This is a genomic window from Escherichia sp. E4385 (genome assembly GCF_963883145.1).
In the GTDB taxonomy this organism is placed as follows: Bacteria; Pseudomonadota; Gammaproteobacteria; order Enterobacterales; family Enterobacteriaceae; genus Escherichia.
In genome coordinates this window covers 338,825-354,340 of record NZ_CAWOOJ010000001.1, presented here as the reverse complement: position 1 = coordinate 354,340, position 15,516 = coordinate 338,825, and the positions used below count along the sequence as shown (strand labels likewise).

The window sequence follows — 15,516 nt, the reverse complement described above, 5'->3', positions numbered from 1 at the left end:
TTTTGCCCATATATCAAAGGTAAAGATTTCCCGGGAGGTGACTATGATTGCCAGCAAATTCGGTATCGGCCAGCAGGTCCGCCATTCCCTGTTAGGTTATCTCGGAGTGGTCGTGGATATCGACCCGGTTTACTCGCTCTCTGAACCGTCGCCTGATGAGCTGGCGGTGAATGACGAGCTTCGCGCCGCTCCGTGGTATCACGTGGTGATGGAGGATGACAACGGCCTACCGGTTCATACCTACCTGGCTGAAGCCCAGCTAAGTAGCGAATTGCAGGATGAACATCCAGAGCAACCGTCAATGGATGAGCTAGCGCAGACTATCCGCAAACAACTCCAGGCGCCGCGTCTGCGTAACTAATCCTCATAAACATGCCCGGAAGGTTTTCGCCTTCCGGGTATTTTTTATTTCGCCAGGCCCAGACGAGGGATCTCAATCGCCGGGCAGCGATCCATCACCACGTTTAGCCCTGCATCACGCGCCAGCACTGCCGCCTGTTCATTTATAACACCCAGTTGCATCCATAAGGTTTTCGCACCAATAGCGATCGCCTCCTGCGCCACGCCCCATGCTGCTTCTGAATTACGGAAAACATCGACCATATCCACTTTTTCCGGAACCTCCGCCAGCGTGCCGTAACCTTGCTGGCCTAACAGCGTTTTACCGGCGACCTTTGGGGAGACGGGAATAACGTGATAGCCCTGATCGAGCAGATACTTCATTACGCGATAACTTGGACGATCGGGTTTGTCACTTGCTCCCACCAGCGCAATGGTGCGGGTGGACGTTAAAATGCCTGCAATATCGGTTTCTTTCATCATTTCCTCCAGACTATTTACCAAAGTGTACGACAATCCCGACATGCCAACCATGTAGCTACTACGAATGTATGAGAGCAAAAGCAGAAAACATGTCTATATGTTAGTAAGTATGATTAAAGAAAAATTTTGATACATTATTAGTCGGGCGGTCTTTGGACAGGAGCTACCTATGAAAACCGGCATTATGACCACCTTGATTGCACTGTGTTTGCCGGTATCCGTTTTTGCCACCACACTGCGGCTATCCAGCGATGTTGATCTCCTGATACTCGACGGCAAAAAGGTTTCCAGTTCTCTGCTTCGCGGTGCTGATAGCATCGAACTGGATAATGGACCACATCAGTTAGTGTTTCGCGTTGAAAAGACAATCCATCTTTCCAGTAACGAAGAACGACTTTATATCTCCCCGCCGCTGGTCGTTAGCTTTAATACCCAGCTCATTAGTCAGGTGAATTTTCGTCTCCCTCGCCTGGAGAATGAACGAGAAGCGAACCATTTTGACGCAGCGCCGAACCTTGAATTGTTAGATGGCGATGCGACGCCGATTCCGGTGAAGCTGGATATTCTCGCCATTACCTCTGCCGGGAAAACAATCGATTATGAGCTGGAAGTCGAACGCTATAACAAATCCGCAAAACGCGCTTCGCTACCGCAATTTGCCACTATGATGGCGGACGACAGTACACTGCTCTCCGGCGTTTCGGAACTGGATGCGATTCCTCCGCAGTCACAGGTGCTCACTGAACAACGGCTGAAGTATTGGTTTAAACTGGCTGACCCACAAACGCGTAATAACTTTCTGCAATGGGCGGAAAAACAACCTTCTTCCTGAGATTTTTGTGCCTGTGCGCAGGCTTTTTCAGTCTTTATCTTGCAGCGATAAGTGCTTACAGTAGTCTGTAGGAAAGTTAACTACGGATGTAAATTATGGAACTGACAACTCGCACAATGGCGGCGCGTAAACATATTGCGCTGGTGGCACATGATCACTGCAAGCAAATGCTCATGAGCTGGGTGGAACGGCATCAGCCGCTTCTGGAGCAGCACGAACTTTATGCAACGGGCACCACGGGTAACTTAATTTCCCGCGCGACAGGAATGAACGTCAACGCGATGCTGAGCGGCCCGATGGGCGGCGATCAGCAGGTTGGCGCATTGATCTCAGAAGGGAAAATTGATGTGCTGATTTTCTTCTGGGACCCGCTGAATGCTGTACCACACGACCCCGACGTGAAAGCGTTGCTGCGTCTGGCGACGGTGTGGAACATTCCGGTCGCCACCAACGTGGCAACGGCTGATTTCATCATCCAGTCACCACATTTCAACGACGCTGTAGATATTCTGATCCCGGATTATCAACGTTATCTCGCAGAACGCCTGAAGTAAGTTCGCACAGGCGGCACTCGCCGCCTGTTTCTTACGGTTTCCTTGCTACCGGTACATCCAGTTTTTTCAGGTCGTCCACAAAGGGAGAAGGATTCTCTTTGCTGAACAGTACCCAAACCCGATGCCGTGCGCGAGTGAGCGCAACGTACATTAATCGCCGTTCTTCGGCGTCCGGATAGTCCTCTACTGGCGGCAGTAGCGCCTCTTCCATAATGGACTCACGCGCCACAGCCGGGAAGCCATCACTCCCCTCCTGCAAACCAACGATGATGACGTAGTCGGCCTGTTGCCCTTTGCTGGCATGAATGGTCATAAAGTCGATTTGCAGCTTCGGCCAGCGCGTCGTGGCTTTATCCAGAGTAACGGGCTTCAGATGATGGTAACGCGCTAGTACCAGAATGCGCTCTTCGGGTTTGACATAACCAGATAGCTTGTCCAGTAAAGCGTCAAGCTGACTCTCATCCAACAAGGTGACGGCTTTTTTGTCACCATTCGTTAAGCTATTCAGCGGTTTTTTCAACTGATTAGGGTTCTGCTGAATAAAACGGTTTGCCACCTCTCCGATACGGCTATTGAAACGGTAAGTCGTGTCTAAATCACAGCGATCGCCTTCACCGAAGTTTTCATGGAAGGCCGTGGTGAGCGACATTTGCGCGCCGCTGAAGCGGTAAATAGCCTGCCAGTCATCGCCAACGGCAAACAACGTTGTCTGACTATTTTGTTTACGCAATGCTGCCAGCAAGGCCGCTCGCTGTGGGGAGATGTCCTGGAATTCATCAACCAGAATATGTTTCCACGGGCTGATAAACCGCCCTTTCTCAAGGATAGCAATCGCCTGATGAATCAGACCTGAAAAATCGACAGCGTTTTCCGCTTTCAGCGCACCTTTCCAGGCTTTCAGCAACGGTGCCATCAATTTGATTCGTTTACTGAACAGTTCCCGAATCTCTTCTGGCGCACTGGCAATCATTTCAGCCTGCGCGCCACCGTGCATCCGCATCAGACTGACCCAGCGATCGAGGCGAGATGCGAGACGACGCTGCAATTTTTCATCATCCCAGAAGTTGCCTTCTGGCACTGACCACTGCAGTTCTTCCATCAACCATTGTCGCCAGCCCTTCGCCTGTGCTTTCTTTTCACTACACTGCTTGCGCCACTCAGCAATAAAGAGTTCATGGCGGGCTGCGGTGTCATTTTCCAGGTTGCTGACTGTCGGTACTTTTTTGCTGCCTTGCTGAATAATATGCAGGGCCAGAGAATGAAACGTGCGCGCGGCAATCTCTTCGGTATGCAGCCGTTCGCGGATCCGCTCGTCCATCTCTTCCGCCGCTTTTCGACCAAACGCCAGCAATAAAATTTGCTCGGGTGATGCTTCACCACGCGCCAATAACCAGCCAGCGCGCGCCACCAGCACAGACGTTTTTCCGCTTCCTGCGCCAGCCAGCACTAACAGGGAATGCTCACCATTAACCACCGCCCGGGCCTGCGCCGGATTAAGCGGTGAAGACTCAACCTGACGGAAAAAATCCGCATGTTCGTTAAGCATGGTTTCGGTATACGCCTGATTATGCTGCAACCGACTGGCTTCAATATCTTTCAGCCAGGCCTGACATTTGCGCCACGCCTCACGACAGTTATCAAATTCCTCCAGGCGATTAACCGGTAATGGCAACGCTGACAAAGCCTGACGAATTTGTTGCTGTACCCCAGTGGTTTGCTCCCGCGTCAGCCATTTATTTTCTCCAGTGCGAGCAGCAATAAGATCCAGTTGTTGCTGCAATACGCCAGCGGCAATTTCGCTCATTTCCTCGCTCCAGCGCCGCCAGTGAGCATCAAGATGATGGTGAAAACGCTGCGTCTCTGCCCATTCAGTGCCATGCAGACGCACGACTTTTTCATCAGGCAATACAAATTCCAGCTCACCCCATACCAAACCACGTTTGCAGTGAATAGCCAGTAATTGATTGAAAGGAATAAGGTATTCGTGGCGATCGCCGGAAACTTTTATCCCGGCATTGAGGATCACCGCCCGATCGTAAGGGTGCTGTGCCAGACGTTTGCCAAGAGTTGTCGCTTTCAGTTCCATGTCTCTGTAGATCCACACGATGTCATTTCTTATCAGTGTAACCGCCAGAGAAAACGTGCTCCAGCCCAAAAAAACGTTACAATTGCCGCCCATTACTGAAAACCACAGTAAAGCGAGGTTTTATGCGTACCGTTTTGAACATTCTGAACTTTGTGCTTGGCGGATTCGCCACCACTCTTGGCTGGCTGTTAGCGACCCTGGTCAGTATTGTGCTGATTTTCACCTTACCGCTGACACGGTCCTGCTGGGAGATAACCAAACTGTCTCTGCTGCCTTATGGCAATGAAGCTATTCATGTCGATGAACTAAACCCGGCAGGCAAAAATGTGCTGCTTAACACTGGCGGTACGGTGCTGAATATTTTCTGGCTGGTTTTCTTCGGCTGGTGGCTATGTCTGATGCATATCGCAACAGGTATCGCGCAATGCATTTCCATCATTGGTATTCCGGTTGGTATTGCGAACTTTAAAATTGCCGCTATTGCTCTGTGGCCGGTCGGACGCCGCGTGGTATCGGTAGAAACAGCTCAAGCTGCGCGTGAAGCCAATGCACGTCGCCGTTTTCAATAATCCAACATTATGGCCTTTATGCTAAGTCCTTTGCTCAAACGCTATACCTGGAACAGCACCTGGCTGTATTACGCGCGCATTTTTATCGCACTTTGCGGCACCACTGCGTTTCCGTGGTGGCTGGGTGATGTAAAACTTACGATTCCGCTGACTCTCGGAATGGTGGCGGCAGCACTGACCGATCTCGACGACCGACTGGCGGGACGTCTGCGTAATCTCATTATTACGCTGTTCTGTTTTTTTATTGCCTCGGCTTCAGTAGAGCTGTTATTTCCGTGGCCCTGGCTGTTCGCCATTGGTTTAACGCTCTCCACCAGCGGCTTCATTTTGCTCGGCGGTCTGGGTCAACGCTATGCGACCATCGCCTTCGGTGCATTGCTGATTGCCATTTACACGATGCTGGGAACCTCCCTGTATGAGCACTGGTATCAGCAGCCTATCTATCTGCTTGCTGGTGCGGTTTGGTACAACATCCTGACGCTTATTGGTCATTTGCTGTTCCCTGTCCGCCCGTTGCAGGACAACCTGGCTCGTTGTTACGAACAACTGGCGCGGTATCTGGAACTCAAGTCACGTATGTTTGATCCTGATATTGAGGATGAAAGCCAGGCACCGCTGTATGATTTGGCGCTCGCCAACGGGCAACTTATGGTGACGCTGAACCAGACGAAAATCTCGTTGCTGACCCGCTTACGCGGCGACCGCGGTCAGCGGGGAACGCGTCGTACACTACATTACTATTTTGTAGCGCAGGATATCCACGAGCGGGCAAGCTCTTCACATATTCAGTATCAAACGCTGCGAGAACATTTTCGCCACAGCGATGTGCTGTTCCGCTTCCAGCGCCTGATGTCGATGCAGGGACAAGCTTGCCAACAATTGTCACGCTGTATTTTGCTGCGTCAGCCTTATCAGCACGATCCACATTTTGAACGCGCTTTTACGCATATTGACGCCGCACTTGAGCGGATGCGCGAAAATGGTGCGCCCGCCGATCTGCTAAAAATACTGGGATTCCTGCTGAACAATTTACGTGCCATAGATGCCCAACTAGCGACTATTGAATCAGAACAAGCCCAGGCGCTGTCCCCCAATGCAGACGAAAATGAACTCGCCGACGACAGCCCTCGCGGGTTTAGCGATATCTGGCTGCGTCTTAAACGTAACTTAACGCCGGAGTCTGCACTATTTCGCCATGCAGTGAGAATGTCGCTGGTATTGTGTGTTGGTTACGCCATCATTCAGATAACCGGAATGCATCACGGGTATTGGATCCTGCTGACAAGTCTGTTTGTCTGCCAGCCAAACTATAACGCCACGCGCCACCGTCTGAAGTTAAGGATTATTGGTACGTTGGTGGGTATTGCGATTGGTATTCCTGTGCTGTGGTTTGTTCCGTCACTGGAAGGACAACTGGTGCTGCTGGTGATTACCGGCGTGCTCTTTTTTGCCTTCCGTAACGTGCAATACGCTCATGCAACGATGTTCATTACGCTTCTGGTGTTACTGTGCTTCAACTTGCTGGGTGAAGGTTTTGAAGTCGCGCTGCCTCGCGTAATCGATACGCTGATCGGCTGTGCAATAGCATGGGCGGCGGTGAGCTACATCTGGCCCGACTGGCGGTTTCGTAATTTGCCGCGAATGCTTGAACGCGCGACGGATGCTAACTGCCGTTATCTCGATGCCATTCTTGAGCAATATCATCAGGGGCGTGACAACCGTCTGGCGTATCGTATTGCCCGTCGCGATGCTCACAACCGTGATGCTGAACTGGCGTCGGTGGTGTCGAATATGTCCAGTGAACCGAACGTCACACCGCAAATTCGCGATGACGCGTTCCGTTTACTGTGCCTTAACCATACTTTTACCAGCTATATTTCTGCCCTCGGCGCACACCGCGAGCAGTTAACCAACCCTGAAATTCTGGCGTTTCTTGATGACGCCGTTTGCTATGTTGATGACGCGCTACATCATCAACCTGCCGATGAAGAACGCGTCAATCAGGCATTAGCTGGCCTGAAACAGCGGATGCAACAACTTGAACCGCGGGCAGACAGCAAAGAACCTCTGGTCGTACAGCAAATCGGGTTACTGATTGCATTACTGCCAGAAATTGGCCGTCTGCAACGCCGGATTACTCAAGTTCCTCAGGAAACTCCTGTTTCGGTGTAATAGAATCTGCCCATTCTGCAAGCTCCTGGCGGCGTGCCACCGGGAGCGCAGCTTCATGAATACCGATAATTGCGCCTTCAAGCATGAACAGAATCTTTTCTGTCACCAGACTGTTATGCTGCCGTAGTCGCAACCAGCACATTTTCGCCCCAAGTATACGTAGCGCCCGAACATCCTTAATCCCCACTTCCCCGAGAATCGCTTCCAGGTGATAAGACATATTGGGCAAATCTTTCAGCCGTTGCTGGGTGTCGCGCGTACTTTTCTCTTTAAGCGCAGCGTCCAGCGAATATTTCGACAACCGCACCAACTTCTGTTGATTCCGCCATAAGCTTTCATCAACCCGGTAGTAATTGAGAGTAACGGGACGGCCACACTTTTTGTATGTCAGCCAGACTGGTGGATGTTTTACACAGTACTGTGCGCTTTGCTCACAAGCCCGAAGATACAACTCACCATCAGAAACCATCGCAAACACTGTATCGTCAACGGTCAGACTGTAACTGCCAAACAACGATCGATATTCAATAGTGCCTAACGTCGACAGGTATTCTTGTGACTTATAGATCCGCTTGTAGGAGAGGCTTTTCATAAAATTCCTTTTAAAATCATAATATAAAAGAATGATTCACATTAACGGATCCGTTAAATACGAAAATAGGCAACTTATTCTCAAGGGGCAAGATTAATTTAAGTTTTCAGGTCACCAACGACAAAAATTGCGAGGCTCTTTCCGAAATTTGTGTTGATCTTTGTTGTCACTGGATGTACTGTATATCCATACAGTAACTCACAGGGCTGGATTGATTATGTACACTTCAGGCTACGCAAATCGTTCTTCGATGTTCTCCTCCACAGCAAGCAAAATTGCGCGTGTCTCTACGGAAAACACTACAGCCGGGCTAATTAGTGAAGTTGTCTATCGCGAAGATCAGCCCATGATGACGCAACTCCTGCTTTTGCCATTATTACAGCAACTCGGCCAACAATCGCGTTGGCAACTTTGGTTAACGCCGCAACAAAAACTAAGTCGTGAATGGGTTCAGGCAGCGGGACTACCCTTAACTAAGGTGATGCAGATAAGCCAGCTTTCCCCTTGTCACACCGTGGAATCGATGGTTCGTGCTTTGCGTACGGGAAATTACAGCGTAGTGATCGGTTGGTTGGCAGACGATCTGACAGAAGAAGAGCATGCTGATCTTGTTGATGCCGCCAATGAAGGTAACGCAATGGGGTTTATTATGCGTCCAGTAAGCACACACTCTCACGCCACGAGACAACTTTCTGGGCTAAAAATTCACTCAAATTTGTATCATTAAGTAAATTTAGGATTAATCCTGGAACTTTTTTTGTTAACCCGTAGACGCTTTCACTTGTCACTAATTTTACTTGTGGAGGCTTGTCTGAAGCGGTTTCCGCGATTTTATCCTGTAAAGTATCGTTAACAAAAAAGGTTAAACGCACCTTATACAAGTCTTTTTTTTCATATGCCTGACGGAGTTCACACTTGTAAGTTTTCAACTACGTTGTAGACTTTACATCGCCAGGGGTGCTCGGCATAAGCCGAATTTATCGGCAGAGTTACAATTGAGCAGATCCCCCGGTGAAGGATTTAACCGTGTTATCTCGTTGGAGATATTCATGGCGTATTTTGGATGATAACGAGGCGCAAAAAATGAAAAAGACAGCTATCGCGATTGCAGTGGCACTGGCTGGTTTCGCTACCGTAGCGCAGGCCGCTCCGAAAGATAACACCTGGTACACTGGTGCTAAACTGGGCTGGTCCCAGTACCATGACACTGGTTTCATTCCTAACAATGGTCCGACCCACGAAAACCAACTGGGTGCAGGTGCTTTTGGTGGTTACCAGGTTAACCCGTATGTTGGCTTTGAAATGGGTTACGACTGGTTAGGTCGTATGCCGTACAAAGGCGACAACATCAACGGCGCATACAAAGCTCAGGGCGTTCAGCTGACCGCTAAACTGGGTTACCCAATCACTGACGATCTGGACATCTACACTCGTCTGGGTGGTATGGTATGGCGCGCAGACACCAAGGCTAACGTACCTGGTGGCCCATCCTTTAAAGACCACGACACCGGCGTTTCTCCGGTATTCGCAGGCGGTGTTGAATACGCGATCACTCCAGAAATCGCTACCCGTCTGGAATATCAGTGGACCAACAACATCGGTGACGCTAACACCATCGGTACTCGTCCGGACAACGGTCTGCTGAGCCTGGGTGTTTCCTACCGTTTCGGTCAGGGCGAAGCAGCTCCAGTAGTTGCTCCGGCTCCAGCTCCGGCACCGGAAGTACAGACCAAGCACTTCACTCTGAAGTCTGACGTTCTGTTCAACTTCAACAAAGCAACCCTGAAACCGGAAGGTCAGGCTGCTCTGGATCAGCTGTACAGCCAGCTGAGCAACCTGGATCCGAAAGACGGTTCCGTAGTTGTTCTGGGTTACACTGACCGCATCGGTTCTGACGCTTACAACCAGGGTCTGTCCGAGCGTCGTGCTCAGTCCGTCGTTGATTACCTGATCTCCAAAGGTATCCCGTCTGACAAGATCTCCGCACGTGGTATGGGCGAATCCAACCCGGTTACTGGCAACACCTGTGACAACGTGAAACAGCGTGCTGCTCTGATCGACTGCCTGGCTCCGGATCGTCGCGTAGAGATCGAAGTTAAAGGCATCAAAGACGTTGTAACTCAGCCGCAGGCTTAAGTTCTCGTCTAATAAAAAACCCCGCTACTGCGGGGTTTTTTTTCATCTGTAGTAAAGTAAATGACCTTCGCCAGTTATTCCTTACCAAGTAATGCCTGCAAATCCTGCTTCAAAGAAGACATTTTATTCACATACTTCTCTTTGTTTTCCGCATCTTCAATCAGCTGGACAATCGTTTCGGATAGCGTTTTACCGCGACGTTGCGCAAGCCCTGCTAACCTTTGCCAGACAATAAATTCCAGATCGATAGATTTCTTGCGCGTATGCTGATGCTCCGCATTAAAGTGCCGTTTTCGTCTGGCCCGAATCGTCTGTTTCATGCGATTAAGCAGCTCTGGATTCATATGTTTTTCAATCCAGCCATTTACGAGTACAGGTTCGTTCTCCAGCGATAGCAACACATCGACGGCTTCCTGGGCGGCACTGGCCTCTATGTAACGGGTGATCAACTCACCTTCACGGTGCTTCTTCACCAGATATTTCCATTTCCAACCACTTTCAAGATTTTCAAGTTGTTGATATTTCATAGCGATCTCAATGTTACCGTGTAACTCTTTACAGAATATCAGCTTTTTACCTGCGTGATGAAAAGAATCTCTGTCCTGTGAGCTTTAACGCGCATGCCGGGACTTTTGTCGGTGCTTTCTACGTGTGCTGCAGTGCCGGTTACGGTATAATCGCGCCTTTGACAACAGACTAAAAAACATCGACTTTGACCATTACGAAACTTGCATGGCGTGACCTGATTCCTGATACCGAAAGCTATCAGGAAGTATTCGCACAGCCACATTTGATTGACGAAAACGATCCTTTATTCAGTGACACTCAACCGCGACTGCAATTTGCGCTTGAGCAGTTGCTGCACGCGCGGGCATCATCCTCTTTTATACTGGCAAAAGCGCCGGAAGAATCCGATTATCTGAATCTTATAGCCGATGCTGCACGCACGCTACAAAGCGATGCAGGCCAACTGATGGGCGCTCACTATGAGATTTCCGGCCACACCATACGCTTACGGAACGCAGTTAGCACTGACGATAATTTTGCGACCTTAACCCAGGTTGTTACTGCTGACTGGGCTGAAGCCGAACAGCTTTTTGGCTGTTTGCGCCAGTTTAATGGCGACATTACCTTGCAGCCAGGACTGGTACATCAGGCCAATGGCGGCATTTTGATTATCTCCTTGCGTACACTGCTGGCCCAGCCACTGCTGTGGATGCGTCTGAAGAACATCGTCAACCGCGAACGCTTCGATTGGGTAGCATTTGATGAGTCGCGCCCTCTTCCCGTCTCTGTACCTTCAATGCCATTGAAGCTGAAAGTCATTCTGGTAGGCGAACGCGATTCATTGGCCGATTTCCAGGAGATGGAGCCAGAACTGTCTGAACAAGCGATCTATAGCGAATTTGAAGATACTCTGCAGATAGTCGATACCGAATCCGTACGCCAGTGGTGTCGCTGGGTGACTTTTATTGCCAGACTTAACCACTTGCCAGCGCCAGGTGCCGACGCCTGGCCGGTGCTTATCCGCGAAGCAGTACGCTATACCGGTGAGCAAGAAACGCTGCCCCTTAGTCCGCAGTGGATCCTCCGCCAGTGTAAAGAGGTCGCTTCATTGTGCGAAGGTGATACCTTCTCTGGCGAGCAGCTAAACTTAATGCTACAGCAGCGGGAATGGCGCGAAGGTTTCCTCGCCGAGCGCATGCAGGATGAAATCCTTCAAGAGCAGATCCTGATTGAAACCGAAGGTGAACGCATCGGGCAAATTAACGCCCTTTCGGTCATTGAATTTCCAGGCCATCCACGCGCATTTGGCGAACCTTCTCGCATTAGCTGCGTTGTGCATATTGGCGATGGTGAATTCACCGACATCGAACGAAAAGCGGAGCTTGGCGGCAACATTCACGCTAAAGGGATGATGATCATGCAGGCGTTTTTGATGTCGGAACTTCAGCTTGAGCAACAGATCCCTTTCTCGGCGTCACTGACCTTTGAGCAATCTTACAGTGAAGTGGATGGTGACAGCGCATCAATGGCCGAGCTCTGCGCTCTGATCAGCGCCCTTGCTGATGTCCCGGTGAATCAGAGTATCGCTATTACAGGTTCAGTGGATCAGTTTGGTCGCGCCCAGCCTGTGGGCGGTCTGAATGAGAAAATCGAAGGCTTCTTTGCTATCTGCCAGCAGCGTGGGTTAAGTGGGAAGCAAGGTGTGATTATCCCCAGCGCTAACGTTCGCCATTTAAGTCTCCACAGTGAACTGGTGAAGGCGGTAGAGGAAGGCAAATTCACCATCTGGGCAGTGGACGATGTGACTGATGCACTGCCGTTATTATTAAATCTGGTGTGGGATGGCGAAGGCCAGACGACGCTGATGCAAACTATCCAGGAACGTATCGCGCAAGCATCGCAACAGGAAGGGCGTCACCGTTTTCCGTGGCCACTACGTTGGCTGAACTGGTTTATTCCGAACTGATCGGACTTGTTCAGCGTACACGTGTTAGCTATCCTGCGTGCTTCAATAAAATAAGGCTTACAGAGAACATGGTAGATAAACGCGAATCCTATACAAAAGAAGACCTTCTTGCCTCTGGTCGCGGTGAACTGTTTGGTGCTAAAGGCCCACAATTGCCAGCACCGAACATGCTGATGATGGACCGTGTGGTCAAAATGACTGAAACGGGCGGTAACTTCGACAAAGGGTATGTAGAAGCAGAGCTGGATATTAATCCGGACCTGTGGTTCTTCGGTTGCCACTTCATCGGCGATCCGGTAATGCCGGGCTGCCTTGGCCTGGACGCGATGTGGCAGCTGGTAGGATTCTACCTCGGCTGGCTGGGCGGCGAAGGTAAAGGCCGCGCCCTGGGCGTTGGCGAAGTGAAATTCACAGGCCAGGTGCTGCCGACGGCGAAAAAAGTGACCTATCGTATTCACTTTAAACGCATTGTTAACCGTCGTCTCATTATGGGCCTGGCGGATGGCGAAGTGCTGGTTGATGGTCGTTTGATCTATACCGCCAACGACCTGAAAGTAGGTCTGTTCCAGGATACGTCTGCATTCTGATTTTAATCAGACAGAGTATAAAAAGGCGAAACCTCCGCAATGCGGAGGTTTCTTTTTAAAGAGACAGAATCAGGCCATTACTACCCTGTCCGCCATGGCTTCTCGCCAGCCTCCCAGCCATTGTGACCTTTGATTCAGCGTCTGATAGGGACACATTTCTTTTGAGCGTCCGGCGATGCCGGCCTGATAACCACGTTGATGTGCCCGTTCCAGGCGATCTCGTTTTTGTCTCTTCATGCCTCGTTTCCCTCATACTGGTTTCTGGTGGAAAAGAAAACAGTGATTACTAAATGTGCAATCACAGTTAAGCAATACCGCGAATCATAACTGCCGTCAATGCGCAAAATTCACGCCACTGCCATATTTGTGAGCTACACGGGCATGTCGGTTGTACAAAAAATGTGAAGCGGAACAAGTTTTTCCATGGCTTATAAACAAAAAAACCGCCTCAGGCTACATGCCGGAGACGGTTATATTTACAAATCTTTATAATTAAGGTAGACGCTTTATCTCTTGCGCAATAGTCGCGGCTTCCTGACTCCAGACACTGGCCAGCACTTTGACCATTTCATCGTAGCCATCCTGATTCTGCACACCTTCCACACGGAACGGACGTTTTATCAGTTGTCCCTGATGGTTTAGTAGCCACTCGCCACTCACAATCACCTTACCATCGTAACGGCCATTAAACTCCGTCACTGTCACATTAAGCGTGTCCTGGGTGCTTCCTAAAGGCTGGGAAGCTACGACCCAACCGGGCAGTTGCGCACTCAGGTTAGCGACCAAAGTATTGCGCAACTGTTGATCCAGCGGGCTGGCCCACAGATTGTTATTGGCAATCACATACTTCACATCACTGGTTTGATAAACCACACCATTCCCCGCCAGATAATCAGGAACAACGACCTGCTCTACCCATAGCAGGCGGTTACCCTGGCTGGCGGTACTTTGCGTACCGCTCTGCACCACAGGTAATTGGTAATAGTTTTTGTTAATTTCACCGGAGCTACATCCGGCCAGCCACAGCGCCGCTATCGTCACTAGCCACTTTTTCATTGTTTCGCCCTCTTCGGCTCTGGATCTTTTTTATCCTTCGCTTCAAATACCAGCGCGTTGCTCTTCTCGTTGAGCGTTTTCAGAACCGGTTGCAGTTCACGCAATACCTGATCAAGACGCTGCATATCCGCAACCATCTTGTTATAAGCTGCGGAACCCGGCTGGAAGCCCTGCATGCTACGATTCAATTCGCGCAGTGTCGACTGCATATCCGTCGGCAACTGTTGCATCGACTGACTGGCAAGGATCTTGTTCATACTATCCAGCGTAGTCTGCAGGTTTTTCATCGTGCGCTGACTTTCCGACAGCGTACTGGTCGCCTGTTCAATCATCGGGTTCAACGGCAGTTTGTTAATCTTATCCAACGCTTCCATCAGACGTTGCTGGATTTGCGCCAGACCACCGCTAACGGTCGGGATTATTTGATAGCCATTAAACTCACGCACACCGGTAATTGCCGGAGCATTTGGATAGAAGTCCAGATCGACGTACAGCGCTCCCGTGACCAGATTCCCGGTTTTCAGTGAACCGCGTAAACCGCGCTTCAGCAATTCGGCCAGGTGTTCTACCACATCAGCATTTTCACCTAGCTGCATTTTCAGTCGTTCTGGTTCAATACGCACCATGACTGGAATGCGATAATCATCGTTAAAGACCTGACGCATATTCGGCGCAAAGAATGGCACTTTGCTTACCGTACCGAGACGAATACCGCGGAATTCCACTGGCGCGCCAGGTTGCAGACCGCGTACCGAATCTTTAAAGAACATCAGATAATCAATGTGATCTGTGTACAGTGAATCCTGGATACTCTTCTGATCATCATACAAAACGAATGACGTTTTTGGCGCAACCGGCTGTCCCAAGTCCAGTCCTTCAGGCACGTCAAAGCTGACACCACCACTTAGCAACGTCGTCAATGACCCCATCTCTACGCGCATCCCCGCCGAGGTCAGATCCACCGCTATGCCGCTATCTTTCCAGAAGCGAACGTTGCTCGTTACCAGGCGGTCATAAGGCGCATTGATGAACAGTTGATAGCTGATATTACGCTTCTGGGTATCGAAGGTGCTGGTTTCAACCGACCCTACGCGATAACCACGAAACAGCACGGGATCTCCCGCCGTGAGCTGCCCAGCTTTGTTACTGTCAAGAATGACACGGATCCCTTTGGCATCTGGTGGGGCCAACGGTGGAGAATCAAGCAAATCATATTTTGTTTGCTTGCTGCCTGCAGCCCCCGGTTGCAACTCGATATACACACCGGAAAGCAACGTACCAAGGCCACTAATGCCTTCACGACCAATTTGTGGTTTCACTACCCAAAAGACAGTATCTTTGTGCAGCAGTTTTTCCATACCGGCGTTGAGACGCGCTTTGATTTCAACATGCGTTAAATCATCAGCCAGCGTGGCACTTTCGACCACACCGACGTCCACGCTACGACTTTTAATGGTAGTCTTGCCGCCTTCTATTCCTTCCGCATTAGCAGTGATCAGGGTAACTTCCGGCCCTTGATGACTGTAATGATAAAAAAGTACCCAGGCCCCGATGAGTGCCGTAACGATGGGAAATATCCACACAGGGGACCAGTTCTTCACTTTCTGGATTTTGGCTTCCCCACTATTAGATTCCAT

At 50.2% G+C, this 15,516-nt stretch carries 16 protein-coding genes; 9 read left to right on the top strand and 7 right to left on the bottom strand.

The genetic code is table 11. The annotated features are described in order from the left end of the window. Positions 1-43: 43 nt before the first annotated feature. Entirely contained in the window at positions 44-361 is a 318-nt protein-coding gene (hspQ, locus tag AACS80_RS01670) for a heat shock protein HspQ (RefSeq protein ID WP_001295356.1), read from the top strand. 44 nt (positions 362-405) lie between these two features. Here the strand turns inward: hspQ and AACS80_RS01665 are convergent, their stop codons facing one another. Continuing rightward, positions 406-819: a CoA-binding protein gene (locus AACS80_RS01665; protein ID WP_064528416.1), complete on the bottom strand. Its 414-nt coding sequence runs from the start codon at positions 817-819 to the stop codon at positions 406-408. Positions 820-991: 172 nt separating this feature from the next. On the opposite strand from AACS80_RS01665, the gene AACS80_RS01660 reads away from it, so the two are divergent. Together AACS80_RS01660 and mgsA are read left to right on the top strand one after the other, a co-directional pair. Beyond that, positions 992-1,654 (top strand): DUF2057 family protein, encoded by a 663-nt coding sequence (locus AACS80_RS01660; protein WP_130205387.1) that lies wholly within the window; start codon positions 992-994, stop codon positions 1,652-1,654. Positions 1,655-1,749: 95 nt separating this feature from the next. Next, entirely contained in the window at positions 1,750-2,208 is a 459-nt protein-coding gene (gene mgsA / locus AACS80_RS01655) for a methylglyoxal synthase (RefSeq protein ID WP_064528411.1), read from the top strand. Between the two features lie 31 nt (positions 2,209-2,239). Here the strand turns inward: mgsA and helD are convergent, their stop codons facing one another. Next, complete coding sequence (helD, locus tag AACS80_RS01650) at positions 2,240-4,294, bottom strand: DNA helicase IV (protein ID WP_135409813.1); 2,055 nt, start codon at positions 4,292-4,294, stop codon at positions 2,240-2,242. A 122-nt stretch (positions 4,295-4,416) separates the two neighbouring features. Here helD and AACS80_RS01645 point away from each other — a divergent pair, with 122 nt between their 5' ends. Further along, entirely contained in the window at positions 4,417-4,863 is a 447-nt protein-coding gene (locus AACS80_RS01645) for a YccF domain-containing protein (RefSeq protein ID WP_032161476.1), read from the top strand. A 9-nt stretch (positions 4,864-4,872) separates the two neighbouring features. Further along, on the top strand, positions 4,873-7,035 hold the full coding sequence (gene yccS, locus AACS80_RS01640) for a YccS family putative transporter (protein WP_130260791.1): 2,163 nt from the start codon (positions 4,873-4,875) through the stop codon (positions 7,033-7,035). On the opposite strand, the gene sxy is transcribed toward yccS, so the two are convergent. Next, on the bottom strand, positions 6,998-7,627 hold the full coding sequence (gene sxy, locus AACS80_RS01635) for a CRP-S regulon transcriptional coactivator Sxy (RefSeq protein WP_130205381.1): 630 nt from the start codon (positions 7,625-7,627) through the stop codon (positions 6,998-7,000). The genes yccS and sxy overlap by 38 nt on opposite strands. Positions 7,628-7,844: 217 nt before the next feature. On the opposite strand from sxy, the gene sulA reads away from it, so the two are divergent. Further along, on the top strand, positions 7,845-8,354 hold the full coding sequence (gene sulA, locus AACS80_RS01630) for an SOS-induced cell division inhibitor SulA (RefSeq protein ID WP_064528402.1): 510 nt from the start codon (positions 7,845-7,847) through the stop codon (positions 8,352-8,354). A gap of 356 nt (positions 8,355-8,710) precedes the next feature. Beyond that, the gene (gene ompA, locus AACS80_RS01625) at positions 8,711-9,763 is read left to right on the top strand and encodes a porin OmpA (protein WP_064528817.1); all 1,053 of its coding nucleotides are present in this window, start codon (positions 8,711-8,713) and stop codon (positions 9,761-9,763) included. A 74-nt stretch (positions 9,764-9,837) separates the two neighbouring features. Here ompA and matP read toward each other — a convergent pair whose 3' ends face one another. Next, the gene (matP, locus tag AACS80_RS01620) at positions 9,838-10,290 is read right to left on the bottom strand and encodes a macrodomain Ter protein MatP (protein ID WP_135409798.1); all 453 of its coding nucleotides are present in this window, start codon (positions 10,288-10,290) and stop codon (positions 9,838-9,840) included. 185 nt (positions 10,291-10,475) lie between these two features. Between matP and AACS80_RS01615 the strand changes: the two genes are divergently transcribed. Then, positions 10,476-12,236 (top strand): AAA family ATPase, encoded by a 1,761-nt coding sequence (locus AACS80_RS01615; protein ID WP_135409797.1) that lies wholly within the window; start codon positions 10,476-10,478, stop codon positions 12,234-12,236. Positions 12,237-12,304: 68 nt separating this feature from the next. Next, positions 12,305-12,823: a bifunctional 3-hydroxydecanoyl-ACP dehydratase/trans-2-decenoyl-ACP isomerase gene (fabA, locus tag AACS80_RS01610; protein ID WP_000227926.1), complete on the top strand. Its 519-nt coding sequence runs from the start codon at positions 12,305-12,307 to the stop codon at positions 12,821-12,823. A 69-nt stretch (positions 12,824-12,892) separates the two neighbouring features. On the opposite strand, the gene rmf is transcribed toward fabA, so the two are convergent. The 3 genes from rmf to pqiB form a co-directional block, all read right to left on the bottom strand. After that, entirely contained in the window at positions 12,893-13,060 is a 168-nt protein-coding gene (rmf, locus tag AACS80_RS01605) for a ribosome modulation factor (RefSeq protein ID WP_000828648.1), read from the bottom strand. Between the two features lie 255 nt (positions 13,061-13,315). After that, positions 13,316-13,879 carry a membrane integrity-associated transporter subunit PqiC gene (gene pqiC / locus AACS80_RS01600; protein WP_130222099.1) on the bottom strand — a complete coding sequence of 188 codons (564 nt, stop codon included), beginning with the start codon at positions 13,877-13,879 and terminating at the stop codon, positions 13,316-13,318. Then, complete coding sequence (gene pqiB, locus AACS80_RS01595) at positions 13,876-15,516, bottom strand: intermembrane transport protein PqiB (RefSeq protein WP_130205377.1); 1,641 nt, start codon at positions 15,514-15,516, stop codon at positions 13,876-13,878. The genes pqiC and pqiB overlap by 4 nt, the downstream gene beginning before the upstream one ends.

What these genes read in the sequence shown, in the direction of transcription:
- hspQ (WP_001295356.1), top strand. Translation starts at nt 44, where the DNA reads ATGATTGCCAGCAAATTCGGTATCGGCCAGCAGGTCCGCCATTCCCTG.
- AACS80_RS01665 (WP_064528416.1), bottom strand. Translation starts at nt 819, where the DNA reads ATGAAAGAAACCGATATTGCAGGCATTTTAACGTCCACCCGCACCATT.
- AACS80_RS01660 (WP_130205387.1), top strand. Translation starts at nt 992, where the DNA reads ATGAAAACCGGCATTATGACCACCTTGATTGCACTGTGTTTGCCGGTA.
- mgsA (WP_064528411.1), top strand. Translation starts at nt 1,750, where the DNA reads ATGGAACTGACAACTCGCACAATGGCGGCGCGTAAACATATTGCGCTG.
- helD (WP_135409813.1), bottom strand. Translation starts at nt 4,294, where the DNA reads ATGGAACTGAAAGCGACAACTCTTGGCAAACGTCTGGCACAGCACCCT.
- AACS80_RS01645 (WP_032161476.1), top strand. Translation starts at nt 4,417, where the DNA reads ATGCGTACCGTTTTGAACATTCTGAACTTTGTGCTTGGCGGATTCGCC.
- yccS (WP_130260791.1), top strand. Translation starts at nt 4,873, where the DNA reads ATGGCCTTTATGCTAAGTCCTTTGCTCAAACGCTATACCTGGAACAGC.
- sxy (WP_130205381.1), bottom strand. Translation starts at nt 7,627, where the DNA reads ATGAAAAGCCTCTCCTACAAGCGGATCTATAAGTCACAAGAATACCTG.
- sulA (WP_064528402.1), top strand. Translation starts at nt 7,845, where the DNA reads ATGTACACTTCAGGCTACGCAAATCGTTCTTCGATGTTCTCCTCCACA.
- ompA (WP_064528817.1), top strand. Translation starts at nt 8,711, where the DNA reads ATGAAAAAGACAGCTATCGCGATTGCAGTGGCACTGGCTGGTTTCGCT.
- matP (WP_135409798.1), bottom strand. Translation starts at nt 10,290, where the DNA reads ATGAAATATCAACAACTTGAAAATCTTGAAAGTGGTTGGAAATGGAAA.
- fabA (WP_000227926.1), top strand. Translation starts at nt 12,305, where the DNA reads ATGGTAGATAAACGCGAATCCTATACAAAAGAAGACCTTCTTGCCTCT.
- rmf (WP_000828648.1), bottom strand. Translation starts at nt 13,060, where the DNA reads ATGAAGAGACAAAAACGAGATCGCCTGGAACGGGCACATCAACGTGGT.
- pqiC (WP_130222099.1), bottom strand. Translation starts at nt 13,879, where the DNA reads ATGAAAAAGTGGCTAGTGACGATAGCGGCGCTGTGGCTGGCCGGATGT.
- pqiB (WP_130205377.1), bottom strand. Translation starts at nt 15,516, where the DNA reads ATGGAATCTAATAGTGGGGAAGCCAAAATCCAGAAAGTGAAGAACTGG.